Genomic DNA, 18,738 nt, shown 5'->3' on the forward strand with positions numbered 1-18,738 from the left:
GGACGGATGCGCGGCCGGATCGCCTTCATCGACGACGAGGCGCCGCTCTGCGCGGCGGCGGCGGACTGGCTGGAGGCCTCGGGCTTCGAGGTGGCGACCTTCACCGACCCCGCCGAGGCGCTGGCGGGCATCCGGGCCGAGGCCTGCGACTGCGTGGTGACCGACCTGCGGATGCCGGGCCTGTCGGGGCAGGAGGTGCTGGACGGTTTGCGGGATCAGGATCCCGACCTGCCGGTGATCCTGCTCTCGGGCCATGCCGATGTGCCGGTGGCGGTGGCCGCGATGCGCACCGGGGCGCATGATTTCCTGGAAAAGCCCTATCGCGCCGAACATCTGGTCGAGGTGCTGGACCGCGCCGTCGCGCTGCGCCGGACGCGGCGCGAGGCCCGGATCCGTCGCGCCTCGCCTCTGTCGGCGGCACGGCTGGAGGCGCGGCTGCCCGGCCACAGCCCCGCCCTGAACCATCTGCGCCGGATGGTGGGCCATCTGGCCGACCTGCCGCTGGACCTGATGCTGGTCGGAGAGCCGGGCTCGGGGCGCTTCGAGGTGGCGCGCTGCCTGCATGATCTGGGCCGCCGCGCCCGCCGCTCCTTCGTGGTGCTGCAGGCGGCGGGCCTGTCCGAGGGCGCGCTGGAGGCAGATCTGCTGGGCCACGAGCGCGGCGCGCTGCCCGGCCTGTCGGGGGCGCGGGCGGGCCGGCTGGAACAGGCGCAGGGTGGCACGCTGTACCTGGCAGACCTGCAGGCGCTGTCGCTGGCCGGGCAGGCGCGGCTGATGCGCGTGCTGCAGGCGGGCGCGGTCGAGCGGATCGGCGCGCAGGTCGCCCGCCCCGTCGATCTGCGCCTGATCGCCGCCATCGAGGGCGATCCCGCGGCGCTGGTGGTGCAGGGACGGCTGCGCGCCGATCTGTTCCACCGCCTGTCACCGGGCGCGCTGCAGGTGCCGCCCCTGCGCGACCGGGCCGAGGATATCCCCACCCTGTTCACCGCGATGGCCGAGGCCGCCGCCGCGCGCTTGGGCCTGCCGCTGCCCGATCTGCGCCCCGCCGATCTGGACCGTCTGGCCGCCCGGTCCTGGCCCGGCAATCTGGCCGAGCTGCGCGCCCATGCCGAACGCACGGTGCTGGCCTTGCCCGCCGGTCCCGCGCCTTTGGGCGAGGCCCGGGCCCTGCCCGAGCGGATGGCGCAGATCGAGGCGCAGATCATCGCCGAGGCGCTGGAGGCGGCGGGCGGCTCCTCGACCCGAGCCGCCGACGCCCTGGGCATCCCGCGCCGGACGCTGAACGAAAAGATCGCACGGCACGGCCTGCGCGCCGACTGATCGGGCGATCTTTCGCCCGGCTGCGGCGCAAGGGAGCGGAACGTTGCCCGTGCTGAAGCGGGCGGCAGCCGGTTTTCAGGCGCAACGCCAAGGTGTTATGCCCCCACACCCGTAGGCTCGCCTTTTCGTGACTCCGCCCCTGTCTCGCGGGCGCAATCTTGCTACTCTGCCTGCCAGAACATCATGGGAGGAAACCGCATGTTCCATCGTATCGCCGCCACCGTTCCCGCCATCGCCCTGGGGGGCCTGATGGTCTCGGCGCCGCAGGCGCAGGCGCAGGACTTCATCAACGTGCTGACCGGGGGCACCTCGGGCGTCTACTACCCCCTGGGCGTCGCGCTGTCGGAAATCTATGCCGAGGGGATCGAGGGCTCGCGCACGCAGGTCCAGGCCACCAAGGCCTCGGTCGAGAACCTGAACCTTCTGGCGCAGGGCCGGGGCGAGATCGCCTTCGCGCTTGGCGACAGCGTGCAGGCCGCATGGGACGGCAACGAGGAGGCCGGTTTCCCGCGCCCCCTGACCGAATTGCGCGCCATCGCCGCGATCTATCCCAACTACATCCAGATCGTCGCGGATGCGGCGGCGGGCGTCTCGACGCTGGAGGATCTGCGCGGCAAGACCCTGTCCGTGGGCGCCCCCGCCTCGGGAACCGAGTTGAACGCGCGGGCGATCTTTGCGGCCGCGGGCATGAGCTATGACGATCTGGCCAAGGTGGAATACCTGCCCTATGCGGAATCGGCCGAGCTGATCAAGAACCGACAGCTGGAGGCGACGCTGCAATCCTCGGGTCTGGGCGTGGCCTTCATCCAGGATCTGTCGGCGACCCACGACATCACCATCGTGTCGATCCCCGAGGAGACCGTGACCGCCATCGGCGCCCCCTTTGCGCCCGCGATGATCCCGGCGGGCACCTATGCCGGCATCGACGAGGACATCCCGACCGCGGCCATCGGCAACATGCTGATCAGCCACGAGGGCGTGTCCGAGGAGACCGCCTATCAGATGACCAAGCTGATGTTCGACAACGTGGACCGCATGCGGTCCTCGCACGGGGCCGCCGAAGGCATCAGCCCCGAGACCGCGCTGGAAGGGATCTCGATCCCGCTGCATCCGGGCGCCGAGCGGTACTACCGCGAGATCGGCCTGATCGAGTAAGCGATCCCGGCCCACGCGCCGTCGCGCGCGGGCCTGCCGTCCTCAGGGCCCGCCCCGTCCAGATCCGCCCCCTTCCAGGAGAGTGCCATGTCCGCATCCCCCGTTTCCGGCGGGTCGCCCCGCCCTGCCTCGTCGATCCCCGAAACCCCCCGCCCCGGTCATGGCTCCGGCCCTGGGCACGAGCCCGAGATCGAGGTCAGCGAGGGCCTGCCCCCCGGCTTCGGCGAGGGCTGGACCGGCCGCGTGGCCTTCTGGCTGGCCGTCGCCTTCTCGCTGTTCCAGCTGTGGGCCGCCGCCTATGGCACGCTGCCCAGCCAGATCGTGCGGGCCATGCATGTGGGCTTCCTGCTGCTGGTGGGCTTCGTGCTGGTCGGCAACCTGGTCGCCAAGACCAAGGGCGGGCAGGCGTTCTTCTGGGCGCTCGGGGGTCTGGGCTTCTTCACCGGCCTCTATCAGTGGATCGAATATGCCGACCTGATCCGGCGCACCGGGTTCCTGACCCAGATGGACCTGATCATGGGCACCGTGCTGGTCCTGCTGGTCTTCGAAGGGGCGCGGCGCCTGATGGGCTGGCCGCTGGCGGTGATCGCGGGGATCTTCCTGGCCTATTGCTTCTTCGGGCAGCACCTGCCCGCGCCCTTCATCCATCGCGGCTATGGCTACGAGCAGATCGTCGAGCATTTCGCCTATGGCACCGAGGGCATCTATGGCAGCCCGATCTATGTCAGCTCTGCCTATATCTTCATCTTCGTGGTCTTCGCCGCCTTCCTGGAACGCGCGGGCATGCTGAACCTGTTCAACGATTTCGCCCTTGGCATGGTCGGCGGCGTGCGCGGCGGGCCTGCACAGGTGGCGGTGCTGTCCTCGGCGCTGATGGGCACGATCTCGGGGTCGGGGGTGGCCAATGTGGTGGCCTCGGGCCAGTTCACCATTCCCATGATGAAGAAGTCGGGCTTCCGGGCGTCCTTCGCGGGCGGGGTGGAGGCCACGGCCTCGATGGGCGGGCAGATCATGCCGCCGGTGATGGGCGCGGTGGCCTTCATCATGGCCGAGACGCTGAACGTCCCCTATGCGGCGGTCGTGCAAGCGGCGATCATCCCGGCGGTGCTGTATTTCGGCGTCGTCTTCTGGATGGTCTGGCTGCAGGCCGGGCGCGACGACCTGAAGGGCCTGCCCAAGGCCAGCCTGCCCAATCCCTGGCAGGCCGTGCGCGAGCAATGGCCACTTATCCTGCCGCTGGCGGCACTCGTCTATCTGCTCTTCGCGGGCTACACGCCGATCTTCGCGGGCACGATGGGGCTGGCGCTGGTCACGGTGCTGATCCTGGGGGCGCCGCTGGCCGCGATGATCGGGCCGATGGTCTTCCGCATCGTCTTCTGGGTGGCGCTCGGCGTGGCCTCGGCCTCCTTCGTGGAATACGGGGTCGATCTGCTGGCCATCGTCATCGCCGGCCTGCTGGTCGCCTGCGCGATCTTCAAAGGCGCGCGCCCGACCATCGGCATCGTCCGCGACGCGCTGGCCCAAGGGGCGCGCAACGCTCTGCCCGTGGGCATGGCCTGCGCCATCGTCGGCATCGTGATCGGCACGCTGACCCTGACGGGCATCGCCTCGACCTTCATCGGCGCGATCATCGCCATCGGCGAGAACAACCTGTTCCTGTCGCTGGTCCTGACCATGCTGACCTGCCTGGTGCTGGGCATGGGCATCCCCACGATCCCCAACTACATCATCACCTCGTCGCTGGCGGGCCCGGCGCTGCTGGAGTTGGGCGTGCCGCTGCTGGTCAGCCACATGTTCGTCTTCTACTTCGGCATCATGGCCGACCTGACGCCGCCCGTGGCGCTGGCCTGCTTTGCGGCGGCGCCCATCGCCAAATCCTCGGGGCTGAAGATCTCGATGCAGGCGATCCGGCTGGCGGCGGCGGGGTTCATCATCCCCTTCATGGCGGTCTATACCCCGTCCCTGATGCTGCAAGACGGCGGCCCCATCGCCGAGGCCTGGGGCTATCCTGTCGAGGTCGCGTATATCCTGCTGAAGACGGTGATGGGCGTCGGCATGTGGGGGATCGCGGTCGTGGGCTATCTGTGGGACCGCACCAATCTGATCGAGCGGTTGCTGGCCTTCGCGGCGGGGGTCTCGCTGATCCTGGCGATGCCGTGGACGGATGAGGCCGGTTTTGCGCTGACGGCGGTGTTCCTGATCGTGCACTGGATGCGCACCCGCCGCAGCCGGGCGGTGGCCTGATGCTGTGCGTGGCGGCGGGGGCCTTCGCGCTGTCGCTGGCCACGGACCGCTTCACGCTGGACTGGACCCATTCGGTCGCCCGCACCGGCTGGTGGGAGCGCTGGCAGATCACGGATGCGGGCCTGACCCCGGTCGAGGCCCGCATCACCGGCGCAGGCGCCGGGATGGAGCCGCCGCCCGACGCCCGCCTGCAAGACGGCGTCTGGCACTATGCCCCGCAGGTGCCGCCGCAGCGGCAGGTGGTGCTGGCGGCCTCGGGCGCGACGGGCGCCGGCTGGCAGCTTTGTGCCCACGGCACCTGCCATGCTTTGCCCGAGGATCAGGGACCGCTGCGCCTGTGGTCGGCGGAACGCTGCGAAGGGTGACGGGGGCCTAGTCCGCGTCCTCGGGCGGCAGATCCGCGAACCAGTCCGCATAGGGGGAATTGCGCGCCATGGTCCGGTTCAGGTCCGGCGCGCCGTCCTGCCACCAGACCGGGCCGCGCTCGCCCAAGGCGATCTTGGCGCGGTCGACGGCGCGGTGGGCGGCATCCTCGGCATCCGGGTCCGAGGCGGCGCGGGCGGTCTTGACCGCGCGGCGGGCCTGCATCAGCTGCTGGACCAGATCCGCGCGCTGCGCCTCGTCCAGATGCGGATTGGCTGCACGCCAGAGCCGCCCCCGCACGACGATGTAGCGCTGATCGGGGGTCACAGGCGGCATGGTGGGTCTCCGTGTCGGGGCGTGGCCCGGATCAAGGCGCGGGGGCGGGGATGCGTTCCGCCGGCGGCCCCTCGGGCGGCACGGGATGCAGGTCGCCGTCCTGCCAGACGCCCGCCAGCGTCAGGTCGTCAGAGAGCAGGATGACCTCGGCCGCCCGCCCCGCTTCCAGCGCGCCCACGCGATCTCCGATCCGCGCCAGCGCTGCCGGCACCCGCGTGGCCATCGCCAGGGCGCGCGCCACCGGAACGCCAAGGTCGTTGACCAGCAGGCGCAGCGCCCGGTCCAGCCGCAGGTCGGCCCCGGCCAGCGTGCCGTCGGGCAGGGTCAGGCGCCCGCCCTCGCGTTGCACCACGCGGCCCTGCAGGGTCATCCGGGTCCGGTCGGTGCCTGCGAAGGCCATGCAGTCGCTGACCAGGAACAGCCCTTCGGGCCGCGCGGCCAGGGCGATGCGCAGCGCCTCGGGATGGACATGGATGCCGTCCGCGATCAGCCCCGCGAAGGCCTGGCCGGACAGCACCGCCCCCACCAGCCCCGGCGCGCGATGGCCCATCTGGCTCATGGCGTTGAAGAGATGCGTGGCGGCCTGCGCGCCGGCGGCAAAGGACGCGCGGGCGGCATCGAAGCTGCAATCGCTGTGCCCCAGGCTGACGATGACGCCCGCCTGCGTCAGGGCGGCGATCTGTGCGGGGGTGGCGGCCTCGGGCGCCAGCGTCACCATCAGCACCGGCAGGGCGCGGGCCGCCGCGATCAGGCGGGCCAGATCGGCACCCTCCATCCGGCGGATCAGGGCCGGATCATGGGCGCCCGCGCGGCGCGGGTCCAGATGCGGCCCCTCCAGATGCAGGCCCAGAAAGCCCGGCACGCCAGCTTGCGCGGCTTTGACGCCGGCGGCGATGACGCGGGCGGTGACCTCGGCCCTGTCGGTGATCAGCGTGGGCAGGATGCCCGCACAGCCAAGCGCCCGATGCGCGGCGCAGATCCGGCGCAGCGCGTCGGGATCGGTGTCGCCCCCGACCATCAGCCCGGCCCCGCCATTCACCTGCAGATCGACGAAGCCCGGCGCCAGGATTCCCGCCACCCGCCGTGTCGCGGGCGGGGCCTCGGCCGACGGCGGCAGGCCCGTGATGCGCCCGTCCTCGATGACCAGCGCATGATCCGCCAGCAGGCGGGTGCCGTCGAAGATGCGGGCGCCGGTCAGGACATGGCGCATCACAGCGTCTCCGTCACCTTGCGCAGATGCGGCGGCGTGTCGGGATCGAAGCCGCGTCGCCGGGCCAGCCCCTCGACGCAGGCGTAATGGGTGGCGATCAGCACCAGCGGCGCGACCAGCGGATGCAGGGCTGCCACATGGGGCAGGCGGGTGGCGCCGGGTGCGTCGGTGCCGGTCACGAAGACATCGGCGCCCTGCGCGGCCAGCCGGGCGGTGGTGTCGCGGACATGGGGCAGGGCCGCATCCTCGACCCCCAGCACCAGCACCGGAAAGCGCGCCTGCACGATGGCGGCGGGGCCGTGCAGCACCTCGGCGGCGCTGTAGGCCTCGGCATGCAGGCCGCAGGTCTCCTTCAGCTTCAGCGCGGCCTCGGCGGCGATGGCGATGGCGGGGCCGCGCCCCAGCACGAAGGCATGTGACGCGTCCTGCAGCCGGTCCGACAGCGGCTGCCAGTCCAGCGCCACGGCCTGCGCCAAGGCCTCGGGCAGGGCCTCCAGCGCGGCGCGCAGCGGGGCGTCGTCCTGCCATTCGGCCAGCAGCGCCAGCCCCGCGACGACCGAGTTCACGAAGGTCTTCGTGGCCGCGACCGAGCGTTCCTCGCCCGCCTCCAGCGGCAGGCAATGGGTGGCGGCCTGCGCCAGGGGACTGTCGGGATGGTTGGTGATCGCCACCGACAGCGCGCCCCCGGCGACCGCCGCCGCCATCAGGTCCACGATGTCGGGGCTTTGCCCCGATTGCGAGATGCCGATGCAGGCCCCGCCCGCCAGCCGCAAAGGCCGGCGATAGACCGAGGCGATGGACGGCCCGATCGAGGCCACGGGCAGGCCCGCCTGCAGCTCGACCGCGTATTTCAGATAGGTCGCGGCATGGTCCGAGGATCCGCGCGCCACCGTCGCCAGCACGGCGGGATCGCGGTCGCGCAGCGCCCGGGCGGTGTCTGCCAGCGCGGGCCGGGCACGGTCGAGGAATCGGGCGGCGGCCTGCGGGATCTCGGCCACCTCGCGGGCCATGTGGCTGGTCATGGGGATCTCCTGTCGGGGCGGGTTGAGGACGGTGGGCAGGGGGTCAAGCGGAGATGGGGCGTTCCGCCGCCGCCGAAAGGCCGGGCATCCCGCCTAGGCATCGGGCAGGACCTCCAGGTCCCGGGCCATGGCCAGCGCGCCGTCCAGCGCGGTGCCGCGCGGCGGCTGGACGGGCAGCGCGTCGGCCAGCCGGGCGGCGTAATGGGGGCCGAGGCCGCCGGTGAAGACCACGGGCAGGGGCTGGCTGTCCTGCAGCACGGTCAGGATCTGCAGGATGTCGCGGGCGGCGTCCTGCAGGATCGCCTCGGCGGCCGGGTCGCCCTGCAGCATCTCGGGTGCCAGCCGGGCAAAATCGGCGGGGCGGGCGCGGTTGCCGAACTCGATGATCCCCTCGATCCCGCCATGCCGGTCCAGCATGGCCTGCAGCAGCGGCGTCATCGGCGCCAGCCCGTCGCCCGCCCGCATCGCCTGCGCCAGTAGGCTGCGCCCCAGCACCGCACCGCTGCCCTGATCGCCCATCAGGAAGCCGCGCCCGCCGACCTGGAGGACCTCGCCCGCGCGCTGGCGCACGAAGACCGATCCCGTGCCCATCGCCGCCAGCACCCCGTCGCGGTTCCCGAGCGCGCCGCGCGCCGCCGTGATCCCGTCATTGACGATGCGGATGCGCGCGAAGGGCAAGAGCCCGCGCAACCGCCGCACCGCGCCCTGCATCGCGCCGCCCGCCAGCCCCAGCACCGCGATCAGCGCCTGCGGATCGACGCCGCTGTCGCCGATGGCTTCGGCGGTGGCGGCGCGGATGCTGGCCGCCGCGCCCTCGATATCGGTGTTGATATTGGCGGCGCCGCCCTGGCCCTGGCCCAGCAGGCGGCCCTGGGCATCGCTCAGTGCTGCCCGGCATCCGGTCCCGCCGCCATCGATTCCCAGAAAGACCGTCATCGCGCACCTCTTGGCCCCGGACCCTAGCGAAGCCCGGCGGGCCCGGGAAGCCGAAACCGGCGGTTCATCCGCTGCGACGAGAGGGGTTTACAGGATGCGGCGTTTTGTCATGATCACCCCCAAGCGACGCGGAGTCGGGCGAAGGGCTTGGGGACACACGCGCCCGGGGGGACCGGGGCCGATCCGGTGCCGCGATCCGACAGCGGCCCGTCAGAGGCCCGATCACAGGGAGACCACCATGACCCGAACCCTTCGCCTGGCGCTGCTGGCCAGCACGGTCCTTGCCGGCGCAAGTCTGGGAAGCGCAGCCGCGGCTCAGGACGTGACGCTGACCATCGAAAGCTGGCGCAACGACGATCTGCAGATCTGGCAGGACACGATCATTCCTGCCTTCGAGGCCGCAAACCCCGGCATCGGCGTGGTCTTCGCGCCCACCGCGCCCGCCGAATACAACGCCATCCTGAACTCCAAGCTGGATGCGGGATCGGCGGGCGACCTGATCACCTGCCGCCCCTTCGACGCCTCGCTGGAGCTGTTCAATTCCGACAAGCTGGCCGACCTGACCGATCTGGCGGCGATGGAGAATTTCTCGGACGTGGCGAAGTCGGCCTGGCAGACCGATGACGGCGCCTCGACCTTCTGCGTGCCGCTGGCCTCGGTCATCCACGGCTTCATGTACAACCGCACCGCCTTCGACGAGCTGGGGCTGGAGCCGCCCGCCACGATGGACGAATTCTACACCCTGCTGGACGCCATCCAGGAGGACGGCACCTACATCCCCATGGCCATGGGCAGCGCCGACCAGTGGGAGGCGGCGACGATGGGCTACCAGAACATCGGCCCTACCTTCTGGAAGGGCGAGGAGGGCCGCCGCGCGCTGATCGCGGGCGAGCAGTCGCTGACCGACGAGGGCTGGGTCGAGCCCTTCCGCCATCTGGCCCGGTGGGGCGCCTATCTGGGCGAGGGGTTCGAGGCGCAGACCTATCCCGACAGCCAGAACCTGTTCACGCTCGGCCGCGCCGCCATCTATCCCGCCGGCAGCTGGGAGATCGGCGTCTTCACCCCGCAGATCGACGGCGCCTTCGAGATGGGGGCCTTTCCGCCCCCGGTCATGGCCGAGGGCGGCACCTGCTATATCAGCGACCATACCGACATCGCCCTGGGCCTGAACGCGGCCTCCCCCAATGCGGATGCGGCGCGGACCTTCCTCGAATGGGTCGGATCGGCCGAATTCGCCACGCTCTATGCCAATGCGCTGCCGGGGTTCTTCTCGCTCAACTCGGCGCCGGTCGAGATGGAGGATCCGCTGGCGCAGGAATTCGTGGGCTGGCGCGAGAGTTGCGAGCCGACCATCCGGTCGACCTATCAGATCCTGTCGCGCGGCACCCCGAACCTGGAGAACGAGACCTGGAACGCCAGCGCCAACGTGCTGGCCGGGACAGAGACGCCCGAGGATGCGGCGGCAAGGCTGCAGGAGGGGCTGGCATCCTGGTACGAACCGCAGCAGTGAGGGCTGCGGGAGAGGCGGTCGGCCGGCCCTGACGGCCGGCGGAGGCCGGGGGGCTGCGCGCCCCCCGGACCCCCTGCGGGGTATTTTTGCAAAGAAGAAGGGGCTTGGCCATGGCAGGGCGGCGGGCAAGGCGCTGGCATATCGGGGTGTTTCTGGCGCCTGCCGTGCTGGTCTATACGGCGATCATGATCGTGCCATTGCTGGGCACGCTGAACCTGTCGCTGTTCGCGCGCGGCGAGGAGGGGCGTGTGTTCGTGGGGCTGGCGAACTTTGCGACGCTCTTCGGCGATCCGCGCTGGTCGGGGGCGTTCTGGAACGCGCTTGGCAACAATGCCTGGTTCTTCCTGATCCACATGCTGGTGCAGAACCCGGTGGGGGTGGCGCTGGCCGCGCTGCTGTCGGCGCCCCGGCTGCGGATGGCGGCCTTCTATCGCACGGCGATCTTCGTGCCGACGATCCTCAGCTTCGTGATCGTGGGCTTCGTCTGGAAGCTGATCCTGTCGCCGCTCTGGGGGATCGCGCCGGGGATGCTGGACGGCATCGGGCTGCGGTCGCTGTTCGCGCCCTGGCTGGGGCGCGAGGAATATGCGCTGACGACGCTGGCGCTGATCTCGGTCTGGCAGTTCGTGGGGATCCCGATGATGCTGATCTATGCGGCGCTGCTGTCGATCCCCGACGAGGTGATCGAGGCGGCCGAGATCGACGGCATCACCGGCTGGTCGCAGTTCCGGAAGATCAAGCTGCCGCTGATCCTGCCCGCGATCGGGATCATCAGCATCCTGACCTTCGTCGGCAATTTCAACGCCTTCGACCTGATCTATGTGAGCCAGGGGGCCTTGGCGGGGCCGGATTTCTCGACCGACATCCTGGGGACGTTCCTCTATCGGACCTTCTTCGGGTTCCAGCTGCAGCTGGGCGATCCGCATATGGGGGCGGCGATCGCCACGGCGATGTTCGCGATCATCTTGGCTGGCGTCTGCGTCTATCTGTTCGGCATCCAGCGGCGGCTGCGCCGCTATCAGTTCTGAGGGGCGGGGCATGAGCGTCGCCCGCCGGTCCATGGCCCGCAGCATCGCCGCCCATGCGGTGCTGATCGCCTATGTGCTGATCGCGCTGTTTCCGGTCTTCGTGATCGTCATCAACAGCGTCAAGTCGCGCCGGGCGATCTTTGCCGATCCGCTGGCCCTGCCCACGGCCGAGACCTTCGATCTGGTCGGCTATCACACGGTGCTGCGGCAGGGCGATTTCCTGCTGTATTTCCAGAACTCGATGATCGTGACGGTGGCAAGCCTGGCGCTTGTGCTGCTGTTCGGGGCGATGGCGGCCTTCGCGCTGTCGGAATACCGGTTCTGGGGCAACAGCCTGATGGGGCTGTATCTGGCGCTTGGGATCATGATCCCGATCCGGCTTGGCACGGTGGTGATCCTGCAGATGATGGTCGCGGGCGGGCTGGTCAACACGCTGACGGCGCTGGTGCTGGTCTATACCGCGCAGGGGCTGCCGCTGGCGGTGTTCATCCTGTCCGAGTTCATGCGCGGCGTTTCCGACGATCTGAAGAATGCGGGGCGCATCGACGGGCTGTCGGAATATGCGATCTTCTTCCGGCTGGTGCTGCCCTTGGTGCGGCCCGCCATGGCGACGGTGGCGGTCTTCACCATGATCCCGATCTGGAACGACCTGTGGTTCCCGCTGATCCTGGCGCCGTCGGAGGCGACCAAGACGATCACCTTGGGCAGCCAGGTCTTCATCGGGCAGTTCGTCACCAACTGGAACGCGGTGCTGGCGGCGCTGAGCCTTGCCATCCTGCCGGTTCTGGTCATGTATCTGATTTTCTCGCGCCAGCTGATCCGGGGCATCACCGCAGGAGCCGTCAAATGATCAGGGTGCTTGTCGTGGGCTTGGGGAACATGGGGATCAGCCACGCGCTGGCCTATCACCACAGCCCCGAGTTTGAGATCGTGGGGCTGGTCAACCGCAGCGCGCCGGATCTGCCCGAGGCGCTGGCGGGTTACCCGGTCAGCCATGACTTTGCCGAGGCGCTGGTGCGGCTGGCCCCCGATCTGGTCTGCATCGCGACCTATTCGGACAGCCATGCCGATCTGGCCGTGGCGGCGATGCGGGCGGGGGCGCATGTGTTCGTCGAAAAGCCGCTGGCGACCTCGGTCGACGATGCCCGGCGGGTGGTGGACTGCGCGGCCCAGACCGAGCGCAAGCTGGTCGTGGGATACATCCTGCGCCATCATCCCAGCTGGCAGCGGCTGATCGCCGAGGCGCGGGCCCTGGGCGGGCCCTATGTCTTCCGGCTGAACCTGAACCAGCAATCCTCGGGTCCCACATGGGAGGTGCACAAGGCGCTGATGCGCACCACGCCGCCCATCGTCGATTGCGGGGTGCATTATGTCGACGTGATGTGCCAGATCACCGATGCCCGGCCCGTCGAGGTGCGCGGCATGGGCCTGCGCCTCTCGGACGAGATCGCGCCCGACATGTACAATTACGGGCATTTCCAAGTGATCTTCGACGACGGCTCCTGCGGCTGGTACGAGGCCGGATGGGGGCCGATGATGTCGGACACGGCCTTCTTCGTGAAGGACGTGATCAGCCCGCGCGGCGCCGTCTCGATCCGCATGGCCGAGGATGCGCGCTCGGACGACATCGACACGCATACGCGCACGGCCAGCCTGCGGGTGCATCGCGCGGGCATCGGCACGCAGGATCTGGACATGACGGACGAGCCCGGCCACCAGCAGCTCTGCGATGCGCAGGCGGGTTTCGTGGCCCGCGCCATCGGAGGTGATCTGGACCTGACGCGGCACATGGGCGATGCGGTGGCTTCGCTGGCCGTCTGTCTGGCGGCGGACGAGAGCGTGCGATCCGGCCAGCCTGTCACCCTGACGCCGGTGCGCCTGTGACGGAGGATGCCATGGACGCCCTGACCCTGACCCAGGTCACCAAGAAGTTCGGCCGCACGCAGGTGATCGACGGCATCGACCTGGCCGTGGCGCCGGGCGAGTTCTGCGTCTTCGTGGGCCCCTCGGGCTGTGGGAAATCGACGCTGCTCCGGATGATCGCGGGGCTGGAGGATGTCACCTCGGGGCAGATCGCCATCGGGGGTCGGCAGGTGACCGACCTGCCCCCGGCGCGGCGCGAGATCGCGATGGTCTTCCAGTCCTATGCGCTCTACCCGCATCTGAGCGTGCGGGACAACATGGGGCTGGCGCTGCGGCAGGCAGGCACGCCCAAGGCCGAGGTGCTGGCCTCGACCGATCGCGCCGCCGACATGCTGTCCCTGACGGCGCTGCTGGACCGCCGCCCCGCCGATCTGTCAGGCGGGCAGCGTCAGCGGGTGGCCATCGGCCGCGCCATCGTGCGCCGCCCCAAGCTGTTCCTGTTCGACGAGCCTCTGTCCAACCTCGACGCCGCCCTGCGGGTGGCCACCCGGATCGAGATCGCGCGCCTGCACCGCGAGCTGGGCGCGACGATGATCTATGTGACCCATGATCAGGTCGAGGCGATGACGCTGGCCCACAAGATCGTCGTGCTGCGCGCGGGCCGGGTGGAGCAGGTGGGGGCGCCCATGGACCTCTACAACGATCCCGACAACCGCTTCGTGGCGGGCTTCATCGGCAGCCCGGCGATGAACTTCCTGGATGCCGGGGCGCTTGGCCTGCGCTCGGACAGCCTGGGGGTGCGGCCCGAGCATCTGGCGATCTCGGCGCAGGGGGGCACGATCCCGGGGCGCGTCAGCCATCTGGAGCGCTTGGGCGGCGAGACGCTGAGCTATGTCCAGACCGAGGCGCATGGGCTGCTGACCGTGCGCCAGTTCGGCGAGCATGACCACGCGGTGGACGGCCCTGTCTGGCTGACGCCCGATCTGGAACGGGCGTTCCATTTCAATGCAGAGGGGCAAAGGATGCGGGCCTGACCCTCCTTCCGGTTGTGTAAACCTTGTAGTTCAGACCGAAAGTCCGCAGAGTGCCATCGGGAAAGCCATCGGCGGGGTGAGTGGATGTATGACGACGCGAAGCTGGAGGACGAGGCGGGTCGTGTGGCTGCGCTCAGTCGCTATCACGCGCTGGACACGGCACCCGAGACCGAACTGTCCCAGATCGTGGGGCTGGCGCGCGACGTGTTCCAGGTCAGCCAGGCCTCGGTCAACCTGATCGACCGGCACCGGCTGTGGATGATGGCGACGGCGGGCGCGGCCCGGGCCGAATGCCGCCGCGAGGACGCCTTCTGCGACCATACGATCCGGGCCGCGAAGCCGATGGCGGTTCCCAACCTGCTGGAGGACGAGCGCTTCCGCGACAGCCCCTTCGTGCAGGGCGAGGCGCATATGCGCGCCTATCTGGGCGTGCCCCTGACCTCGCCCGAGGGCTACAATGTCGGCACGCTCTGCCTGCTGCATACCGCCCCGCGCCTGTTCACCGCCACCGATGCGGACATTCTGGTGCGGTTTTCCGAACTGGTCGTCTCGCAGCTGGAGATGCGCCTGATCGCGCAACAGGACGAGCTGACCGGCACCCTGACGCGCCGCGCCTTCCTGCAGCGGCTGGACGGGGCGCTGGCCTCGCCCGATCCCTTCGCGCTGGTGGTGCTGGATCTGGACATGTTCAAGGCGATCAACGACACCTTCGGCCATCCCGTGGGCGATATTGTTTTGACCTCCACCGCCCGGACGATCGCGGGCCAGGTGCGCTCGGGCGACGCCTTCGGGCGCTTGGGCGGCGAGGAATTCGGGCTGGTGCTGGCGGGGGCCGACAGCCGCGATGCGATGGCCCTGGCCGAGCGGATCCGCGCGCATGTCGGCGCGCAGGTCATCGCCGAGACGGGCCGCCCGGTGACGCTGAGCCTGGGGGTGGCGGTGCGCACGCCCGCCGACGACCGGACATCCCTGCTGCTGCGTGCGGACCTGGCGCTGTACGAGGCCAAGCATGACGGGCGCGACCGGACGGTGCTGGCACGCGGGGTCGAAGCCACCTGCTGACCGCGCGGCCTTCGGGGAAACTCCGAGTCTTTCAGGCGGGAACAAAGCGCCCCTCCGCCGGTTCTGGCGCCCGATGACCGACACCATGCCCCCGCGGCCGTGTCATTGCCCGGCAGGCTTCTCCGCCGGGCTGCCGCATGCCTGAAACCGGAGACCGACATGTTCTATACCGACAACAAGCTGCAATTCCCCGTCCGCGTCGACAGCCCCGATCCCCTGTTCGCCCGGGCCCTTCAGCAGGCCATCGGTGGCGTCGAGGGCGAGATCCGCGTCGCCATGCAGTATTTCTTCCAGGCCTGCGGCGCGCGCGGCGATGCCCGCTTCCGCGACCTCTTGATGAACACCGCCGCCGAGGAACTGGGCCATATCGAGATGCTGGCCACCGCCGTGGCGCTGAACCTGGAAGGCGCGCCGCTGTCCCTGCAGGAAGAGGGCGCCCGCGACAAGGCGGTCGAGGCCGTGATGGGCGGCATGAACCTCAAGAACCTGCTGTCGGCAGGCCTGTCGGCCATGCCGGTGGACAGCGACGGCGTGCCGTTCAACATGTCCCACATCTATGCCAGCGGCAACATCGCCGCCGACATGACCGCCAATATCGCGGCGGAATCGACCGGCCGCATCTTGGCCGTGCGCCTGTACAACATGACGTCCGATGCCGGGATGAAGGACATGCTGTCCTATCTGATCGCCCGTGACACCATGCACCAGAACCAGTGGATGGCCGCGCTGGAGGAACTGGGCGGCGCGCAGGGCGCCTTCCCGATCCCCAACAGCTTCCCGCAGGAGCAGGAGAACCAGGACTTCAGCTATGCCTATCTGGGCTTCCAGGCGGATGGCAGCGCGCCCGCGCCGGGTCGCTGGTCCGAGGGCACGTCCATCGACGGCAAGGGCACCTTCGTGACGCAGCCGATCGGCGCGCTTGGCGAAAAGCCCGATCTGGGCGCGGCCAAGCCGAACAGCGGCGCGCAGGCCGAACAGATGTGATCCTGCCGTCGCGGTAGGATCGGGGGGCGGGTCCGGCAGTGCCGGGCCCGCCCTTTCCTTTACGGGGTCACGTCGGGCTGCGGTCGGCCCATCCGGCGAAGATCCGTTCCAGCGCGACCACGATGTAGTAGAGGACGATCCCCAGCCCGGCCAAGGCCAGCAGCACGGCGAACATCAGCGGATAGTCCGAATTGGTGCGCCCGCTGTCGAACAGCGCGCCCAGGCCGCGCCCGTGGGGCGAGACGATCTCCATCAGGTTGGTGCCGATGAAGGCCAGCGTGACCGAGACTTTCAGCGCGCCGAAGAACTCGGGCAAGGTCTTGGGCAGGGCGATCTTGCGAAAGATCGTCAGCTTGGACGCGCCGAGCGAGCGCAGGATGTCGCGATATTCCGGCTCCAGCGTGGACAGCCCGATCGAGACCGACACGGCGATCGGGAAGAAGCTGATCATGAAGGCGATCAGCACCGTGTTGAAGTCATGCGCCCCCACGAACATCAGCGCTACGATGGGTACCACGGTCGCCTTGGGCACCGCGTTGAACCCGACCAGCAGCGGGTAGAGCGCGTCGCGCATGGTGCGCGAAAAGCCCATGACCATGCCAAGCGCGGTGCCGAAGACCACCGCCAGCAGCAGCCCCGCCACGGTGCGCCACAGCGTCTGCCAGCCCATCACCACGAACAGCTCGGCATAGCGGATATAGGCCGGGCCCAGATCCGAGGGCGAGGCCATGCGATAGTTGGGCCACTGGTTCCACCAGACCAAGGCCTCCCACAGGCCGAGGAAGATCAGGATGGCCAGGACAGGGATGGCGATGCGGCGCAGGCTCATGCGGGGACCTCGGCCCGGCCCTGGGCGATCTGGATCTGGTGGCGCAGCAGGTTCAGACGTTCGGCCGCGTCGGGGGTGTAGAGGTCGTCCAGCGTGCGGGCGGTGCCGCCGGGCACGGCCATGCGGTATTGCGCCGTGGCCGGGCGGCCCGACAGCACGACCACCTCGTCGGCCAGGAACAGCGATTCCCGCAGGTCATGGGTGATCAGCAGGGTGGTGAAGGGCTCCTGCCGGCGCAGCGCGTGCATGGTCTGCCACAGATCCTCGCGGGTGAAGGCGTCCAGCGCGCCGAAAGGCTCGTCCAGGATCAGAACCTCGGGCTTGTGGACGATGGCGCGGCACAGCGAGGCGCGCTGGCGCATGCCGCCCGACAGCTCGGACGGGCGCTTGTCCTCGAACCCCTCCAGACCGACCAGCGCCAGCAGCTCGCGGGCGCGGGCCACGCGGTCGCGGCGCGGCATGCGCGGGGCCACGATCTCCAGCGGCAGGATCACGTTGTCCAGGATCGACCGCCATTCCAGCAGGACCGGGTTCTGGAAGGCCATGCCCACCGTGCTGCGTGGGCCGCGCACGGCTTCGCCATGCAGGAAGACCTCGCCTTGGTCGGGCTTCATCAGCCCCGCGATCAGCCGCGTCAGGGTGGATTTCCCGCAGCCCGAGGGGCCGACGACGGCGCAGAACGCGCCCTCGGGGATGGCCAGCGACAGATTGTCCAGAACCGGCAGCGGGCCGTTGGGCGTCCTGTAGGCATGGGTCACATGCCGGATCTCGACGGTGTTGGTCATGCGCCCGACTTATTCCATCGTCAGGCTGCCGTCCTCGGGCAGCCAGGCATCGCTGAAATAGAGCGCGGGGTCGGGGTCGTTCTGGAATTCGTAGGTCAGCTTGATCTGTTCGACCGCATTGGCCAGCCGGTCCGGGTCGACATTGCCCATGCCGTTCTCCATGACCCACTCGGTCATCACGTTCTGCTCCATCGCCAGGGTCAGGCGCTGCAGTTCCAGGTCCGCATCCATGCCCGGATTGCGCGAGCCGAGCGCCGCGATGGCGGCCTCGGGGTCGGCGGCGGTGTCCTTCCATCCGGCGGCCACGGCGCGCAGGAAGCCGGTCACGGCCTCGGGGTTCTCGGCGGCAAAGTCGGTGTTCACGATCACCGCATTGCCGTAGAGGTCCACCCCGTGATCGGCCATCAGGATCACCGACAGGTCGTCGCCCTCCACGCCAAGCCGCATGGTGTTCAGATAGGAGGTGAACGAGAACCCGGTGACCGCCGCCACCTTGCCCTCGGCCAGCATCGGCTCGCGGGTGGGAAAGCCCACCGGCTCGATGGTGATGCGGTCCATGTCCAGGTCGTTCTCGGCGGCGAAGATCGGGAACTGCGCCCAGGCCCCGTCCGGGGGCGGGGCGCCCAGGACCTTGTCCATCAGGTCGGCGGGTTCGCTGACGCCAAGCGACTTGCGCCCGATCACCGCGAAGGCGGGCTTGTCATAGACCATCATCGCCGCGATCACCGGGGCGCCGGGGTTCTGGTCCAGGAACCGCACCAGGCTGTTGATGTCGGCAAAGCCCACCGGGAAGGCGCCGGTCGCCACCTTGGGGATCGCGTCCAGCGAGCCCTCGCCCGCCGTCACCTCGACCTCCAGCCCCTCGGCCTCGAAATGGCCCTGATCGACGGCCACGAAATAGGGCGCGGCGGGGCCTTCGAAGCGCCAGTCCAGCGCGAAGGGCATCGAGGTCTGGGCCGCCGCCGCCCCGGTCATCAGCAGGGTGGCGGCAAGCGGGGCGAGGGGGCGGTGGAACATGGGTCGGCAACCTTCCTGACGGGCGATGGGTGCCGCGACT

18 protein-coding genes are annotated in these 18,738 nt (G+C 69.6%); 11 read left to right on the forward strand and 7 right to left on the reverse strand.

What is annotated here, in order from left to right; genetic code table 11:
- Positions 1 to 6: 6 nt before the first annotated feature.
- The 4 genes from FA743_RS09295 to FA743_RS09310 all read left to right on the forward strand — a co-directional run bounded on the left by FA743_RS09295 (position 7) and on the right by FA743_RS09310 (position 5,084).
- Positions 7 to 1,320: a sigma-54-dependent transcriptional regulator gene (locus tag FA743_RS09295; protein WP_136885834.1), complete on the forward strand. Its 1,314-nt coding sequence runs from the start codon at positions 7 to 9 to the stop codon at positions 1,318 to 1,320.
- 198 nt (positions 1,321 to 1,518) lie between these two features.
- Positions 1,519 to 2,475: a TAXI family TRAP transporter solute-binding subunit gene (locus FA743_RS09300; RefSeq protein WP_136885835.1), complete on the forward strand. Its 957-nt coding sequence runs from the start codon at positions 1,519 to 1,521 to the stop codon at positions 2,473 to 2,475.
- A gap of 87 nt (positions 2,476 to 2,562) precedes the next feature.
- Positions 2,563 to 4,719 carry a TRAP transporter permease gene (locus FA743_RS09305; RefSeq protein WP_136885836.1) on the forward strand — a complete coding sequence of 719 codons (2,157 nt, stop codon included), beginning with the start codon at positions 2,563 to 2,565 and terminating at the stop codon, positions 4,717 to 4,719.
- Positions 4,716 to 5,084 carry a DUF1850 domain-containing protein gene (locus tag FA743_RS09310; RefSeq protein WP_136885837.1) on the forward strand — a complete coding sequence of 123 codons (369 nt, stop codon included), beginning with the start codon at positions 4,716 to 4,718 and terminating at the stop codon, positions 5,082 to 5,084. Before FA743_RS09305 ends, FA743_RS09310 begins: the two co-directional genes overlap by 4 nt.
- A gap of 7 nt (positions 5,085 to 5,091) precedes the next feature.
- Here FA743_RS09310 and FA743_RS09315 read toward each other — a convergent pair whose 3' ends face one another.
- The 4 genes from FA743_RS09315 to FA743_RS09330 all read right to left on the reverse strand — a co-directional run bounded on the left by FA743_RS09315 (position 5,092) and on the right by FA743_RS09330 (position 8,586).
- On the reverse strand, positions 5,092 to 5,418 hold the full coding sequence (locus FA743_RS09315) for a hypothetical protein (protein WP_211242225.1): 327 nt from the start codon (positions 5,416 to 5,418) through the stop codon (positions 5,092 to 5,094).
- A 31-nt stretch (positions 5,419 to 5,449) separates the two neighbouring features.
- Complete coding sequence (nagA, locus tag FA743_RS09320; RefSeq protein ID WP_136885838.1) at positions 5,450 to 6,628, reverse strand: N-acetylglucosamine-6-phosphate deacetylase; 1,179 nt, start codon at positions 6,626 to 6,628, stop codon at positions 5,450 to 5,452.
- Positions 6,628 to 7,650 (reverse strand): SIS domain-containing protein, encoded by a 1,023-nt coding sequence (locus tag FA743_RS09325; protein WP_136885839.1) that lies wholly within the window; start codon positions 7,648 to 7,650, stop codon positions 6,628 to 6,630. The genes nagA and FA743_RS09325 overlap by 1 nt, the downstream gene beginning before the upstream one ends.
- A 93-nt stretch (positions 7,651 to 7,743) precedes the next feature.
- Positions 7,744 to 8,586, reverse strand: coding sequence for a glucosamine kinase nucleotide-binding domain-containing protein (locus FA743_RS09330; protein WP_136885840.1), 843 nt, complete (start codon positions 8,584 to 8,586; stop codon positions 7,744 to 7,746).
- 238 nt (positions 8,587 to 8,824) lie between these two features.
- On the opposite strand from FA743_RS09330, the gene FA743_RS09335 reads away from it, so the two are divergent.
- The 7 genes from FA743_RS09335 to FA743_RS09365 all read left to right on the forward strand — a co-directional run bounded on the left by FA743_RS09335 (position 8,825) and on the right by FA743_RS09365 (position 16,067).
- Positions 8,825 to 10,096 (forward strand): ABC transporter substrate-binding protein, encoded by a 1,272-nt coding sequence (locus FA743_RS09335; RefSeq protein ID WP_136885841.1) that lies wholly within the window; start codon positions 8,825 to 8,827, stop codon positions 10,094 to 10,096.
- Positions 10,097 to 10,206: 110 nt separating this feature from the next.
- Positions 10,207 to 11,124 (forward strand): carbohydrate ABC transporter permease, encoded by a 918-nt coding sequence (locus FA743_RS09340; protein WP_136885842.1) that lies wholly within the window; start codon positions 10,207 to 10,209, stop codon positions 11,122 to 11,124.
- A 10-nt stretch (positions 11,125 to 11,134) separates the two neighbouring features.
- The gene (locus FA743_RS09345; RefSeq protein WP_136885843.1) at positions 11,135 to 11,974 is read left to right on the forward strand and encodes a carbohydrate ABC transporter permease; all 840 of its coding nucleotides are present in this window, start codon (positions 11,135 to 11,137) and stop codon (positions 11,972 to 11,974) included.
- Positions 11,971 to 13,008 (forward strand): Gfo/Idh/MocA family protein, encoded by a 1,038-nt coding sequence (locus FA743_RS09350; protein WP_211242226.1) that lies wholly within the window; start codon positions 11,971 to 11,973, stop codon positions 13,006 to 13,008. The genes FA743_RS09345 and FA743_RS09350 overlap by 4 nt, the downstream gene beginning before the upstream one ends.
- An 11-nt stretch (positions 13,009 to 13,019) precedes the next feature.
- Positions 13,020 to 14,021, forward strand: a complete 1,002-nt coding sequence (locus FA743_RS09355) for an ABC transporter ATP-binding protein (protein WP_136885844.1) — start codon at positions 13,020 to 13,022, stop codon at positions 14,019 to 14,021.
- 84 nt (positions 14,022 to 14,105) lie between these two features.
- A complete protein-coding gene (locus FA743_RS09360) occupies positions 14,106 to 15,083 on the forward strand; it encodes a GGDEF domain-containing protein (RefSeq protein WP_136885845.1) in 978 nt (325 codons plus the stop codon).
- A 159-nt stretch (positions 15,084 to 15,242) separates the two neighbouring features.
- Complete coding sequence (locus FA743_RS09365; RefSeq protein WP_136885846.1) at positions 15,243 to 16,067, forward strand: manganese catalase family protein; 825 nt, start codon at positions 15,243 to 15,245, stop codon at positions 16,065 to 16,067.
- A 67-nt stretch (positions 16,068 to 16,134) separates the two neighbouring features.
- Here the strand turns inward: FA743_RS09365 and FA743_RS09370 are convergent, their stop codons facing one another.
- Genes FA743_RS09370 through FA743_RS09380 form a run of 3 tightly spaced genes read right to left on the reverse strand, consistent with a single transcriptional unit; the run spans position 16,135 to position 18,698 of the window.
- On the reverse strand, positions 16,135 to 16,896 hold the full coding sequence (locus FA743_RS09370; RefSeq protein WP_136885847.1) for an ABC transporter permease: 762 nt from the start codon (positions 16,894 to 16,896) through the stop codon (positions 16,135 to 16,137).
- Positions 16,893 to 17,681 carry an ABC transporter ATP-binding protein gene (locus tag FA743_RS09375; RefSeq protein WP_136885848.1) on the reverse strand — a complete coding sequence of 263 codons (789 nt, stop codon included), beginning with the start codon at positions 17,679 to 17,681 and terminating at the stop codon, positions 16,893 to 16,895. The genes FA743_RS09370 and FA743_RS09375 overlap by 4 nt, the downstream gene beginning before the upstream one ends.
- 9 nt (positions 17,682 to 17,690) lie before the next feature.
- Positions 17,691 to 18,698, reverse strand: a complete 1,008-nt coding sequence (locus tag FA743_RS09380) for an ABC transporter substrate-binding protein (protein ID WP_136885849.1) — start codon at positions 18,696 to 18,698, stop codon at positions 17,691 to 17,693.
- Positions 18,699 to 18,738: the final 40 nt, after the last annotated feature.

This window comes from Paracoccus gahaiensis (genome assembly GCF_005048225.1).
Taxonomy (GTDB): Bacteria; Pseudomonadota; Alphaproteobacteria; order Rhodobacterales; family Rhodobacteraceae; genus Paracoccus; species Paracoccus gahaiensis.

Coding starts and splice junctions, on each gene's coding strand:
- FA743_RS09350 (WP_211242226.1), top strand. CDS start 11,971: ATGATCAGGGTGCTTGTCGTGGGCTTGGGGAACATGGGGATCAGCCAC.
- FA743_RS09295 (WP_136885834.1), top strand. CDS start 7: ATGCGCGGCCGGATCGCCTTCATCGACGACGAGGCGCCGCTCTGCGCG.
- FA743_RS09365 (WP_136885846.1), top strand. CDS start 15,243: ATGTTCTATACCGACAACAAGCTGCAATTCCCCGTCCGCGTCGACAGC.
- FA743_RS09305 (WP_136885836.1), top strand. CDS start 2,563: ATGTCCGCATCCCCCGTTTCCGGCGGGTCGCCCCGCCCTGCCTCGTCG.
- FA743_RS09300 (WP_136885835.1), top strand. CDS start 1,519: ATGTTCCATCGTATCGCCGCCACCGTTCCCGCCATCGCCCTGGGGGGC.
- FA743_RS09370 (WP_136885847.1), bottom strand. CDS start 16,896: ATGAGCCTGCGCCGCATCGCCATCCCTGTCCTGGCCATCCTGATCTTC.
- FA743_RS09345 (WP_136885843.1), top strand. CDS start 11,135: ATGAGCGTCGCCCGCCGGTCCATGGCCCGCAGCATCGCCGCCCATGCG.
- FA743_RS09340 (WP_136885842.1), top strand. CDS start 10,207: ATGGCAGGGCGGCGGGCAAGGCGCTGGCATATCGGGGTGTTTCTGGCG.
- FA743_RS09330 (WP_136885840.1), bottom strand. CDS start 8,586: ATGACGGTCTTTCTGGGAATCGATGGCGGCGGGACCGGATGCCGGGCA.
- FA743_RS09380 (WP_136885849.1), bottom strand. CDS start 18,698: ATGTTCCACCGCCCCCTCGCCCCGCTTGCCGCCACCCTGCTGATGACC.
- FA743_RS09375 (WP_136885848.1), bottom strand. CDS start 17,681: ATGACCAACACCGTCGAGATCCGGCATGTGACCCATGCCTACAGGACG.
- FA743_RS09325 (WP_136885839.1), bottom strand. CDS start 7,650: ATGACCAGCCACATGGCCCGCGAGGTGGCCGAGATCCCGCAGGCCGCC.
- FA743_RS09315 (WP_211242225.1), bottom strand. CDS start 5,418: ATGCCGCCTGTGACCCCCGATCAGCGCTACATCGTCGTGCGGGGGCGG.
- FA743_RS09355 (WP_136885844.1), top strand. CDS start 13,020: ATGGACGCCCTGACCCTGACCCAGGTCACCAAGAAGTTCGGCCGCACG.
- FA743_RS09335 (WP_136885841.1), top strand. CDS start 8,825: ATGACCCGAACCCTTCGCCTGGCGCTGCTGGCCAGCACGGTCCTTGCC.
- nagA (WP_136885838.1), bottom strand. CDS start 6,628: ATGCGCCATGTCCTGACCGGCGCCCGCATCTTCGACGGCACCCGCCTG.
- FA743_RS09360 (WP_136885845.1), top strand. CDS start 14,106: ATGTATGACGACGCGAAGCTGGAGGACGAGGCGGGTCGTGTGGCTGCG.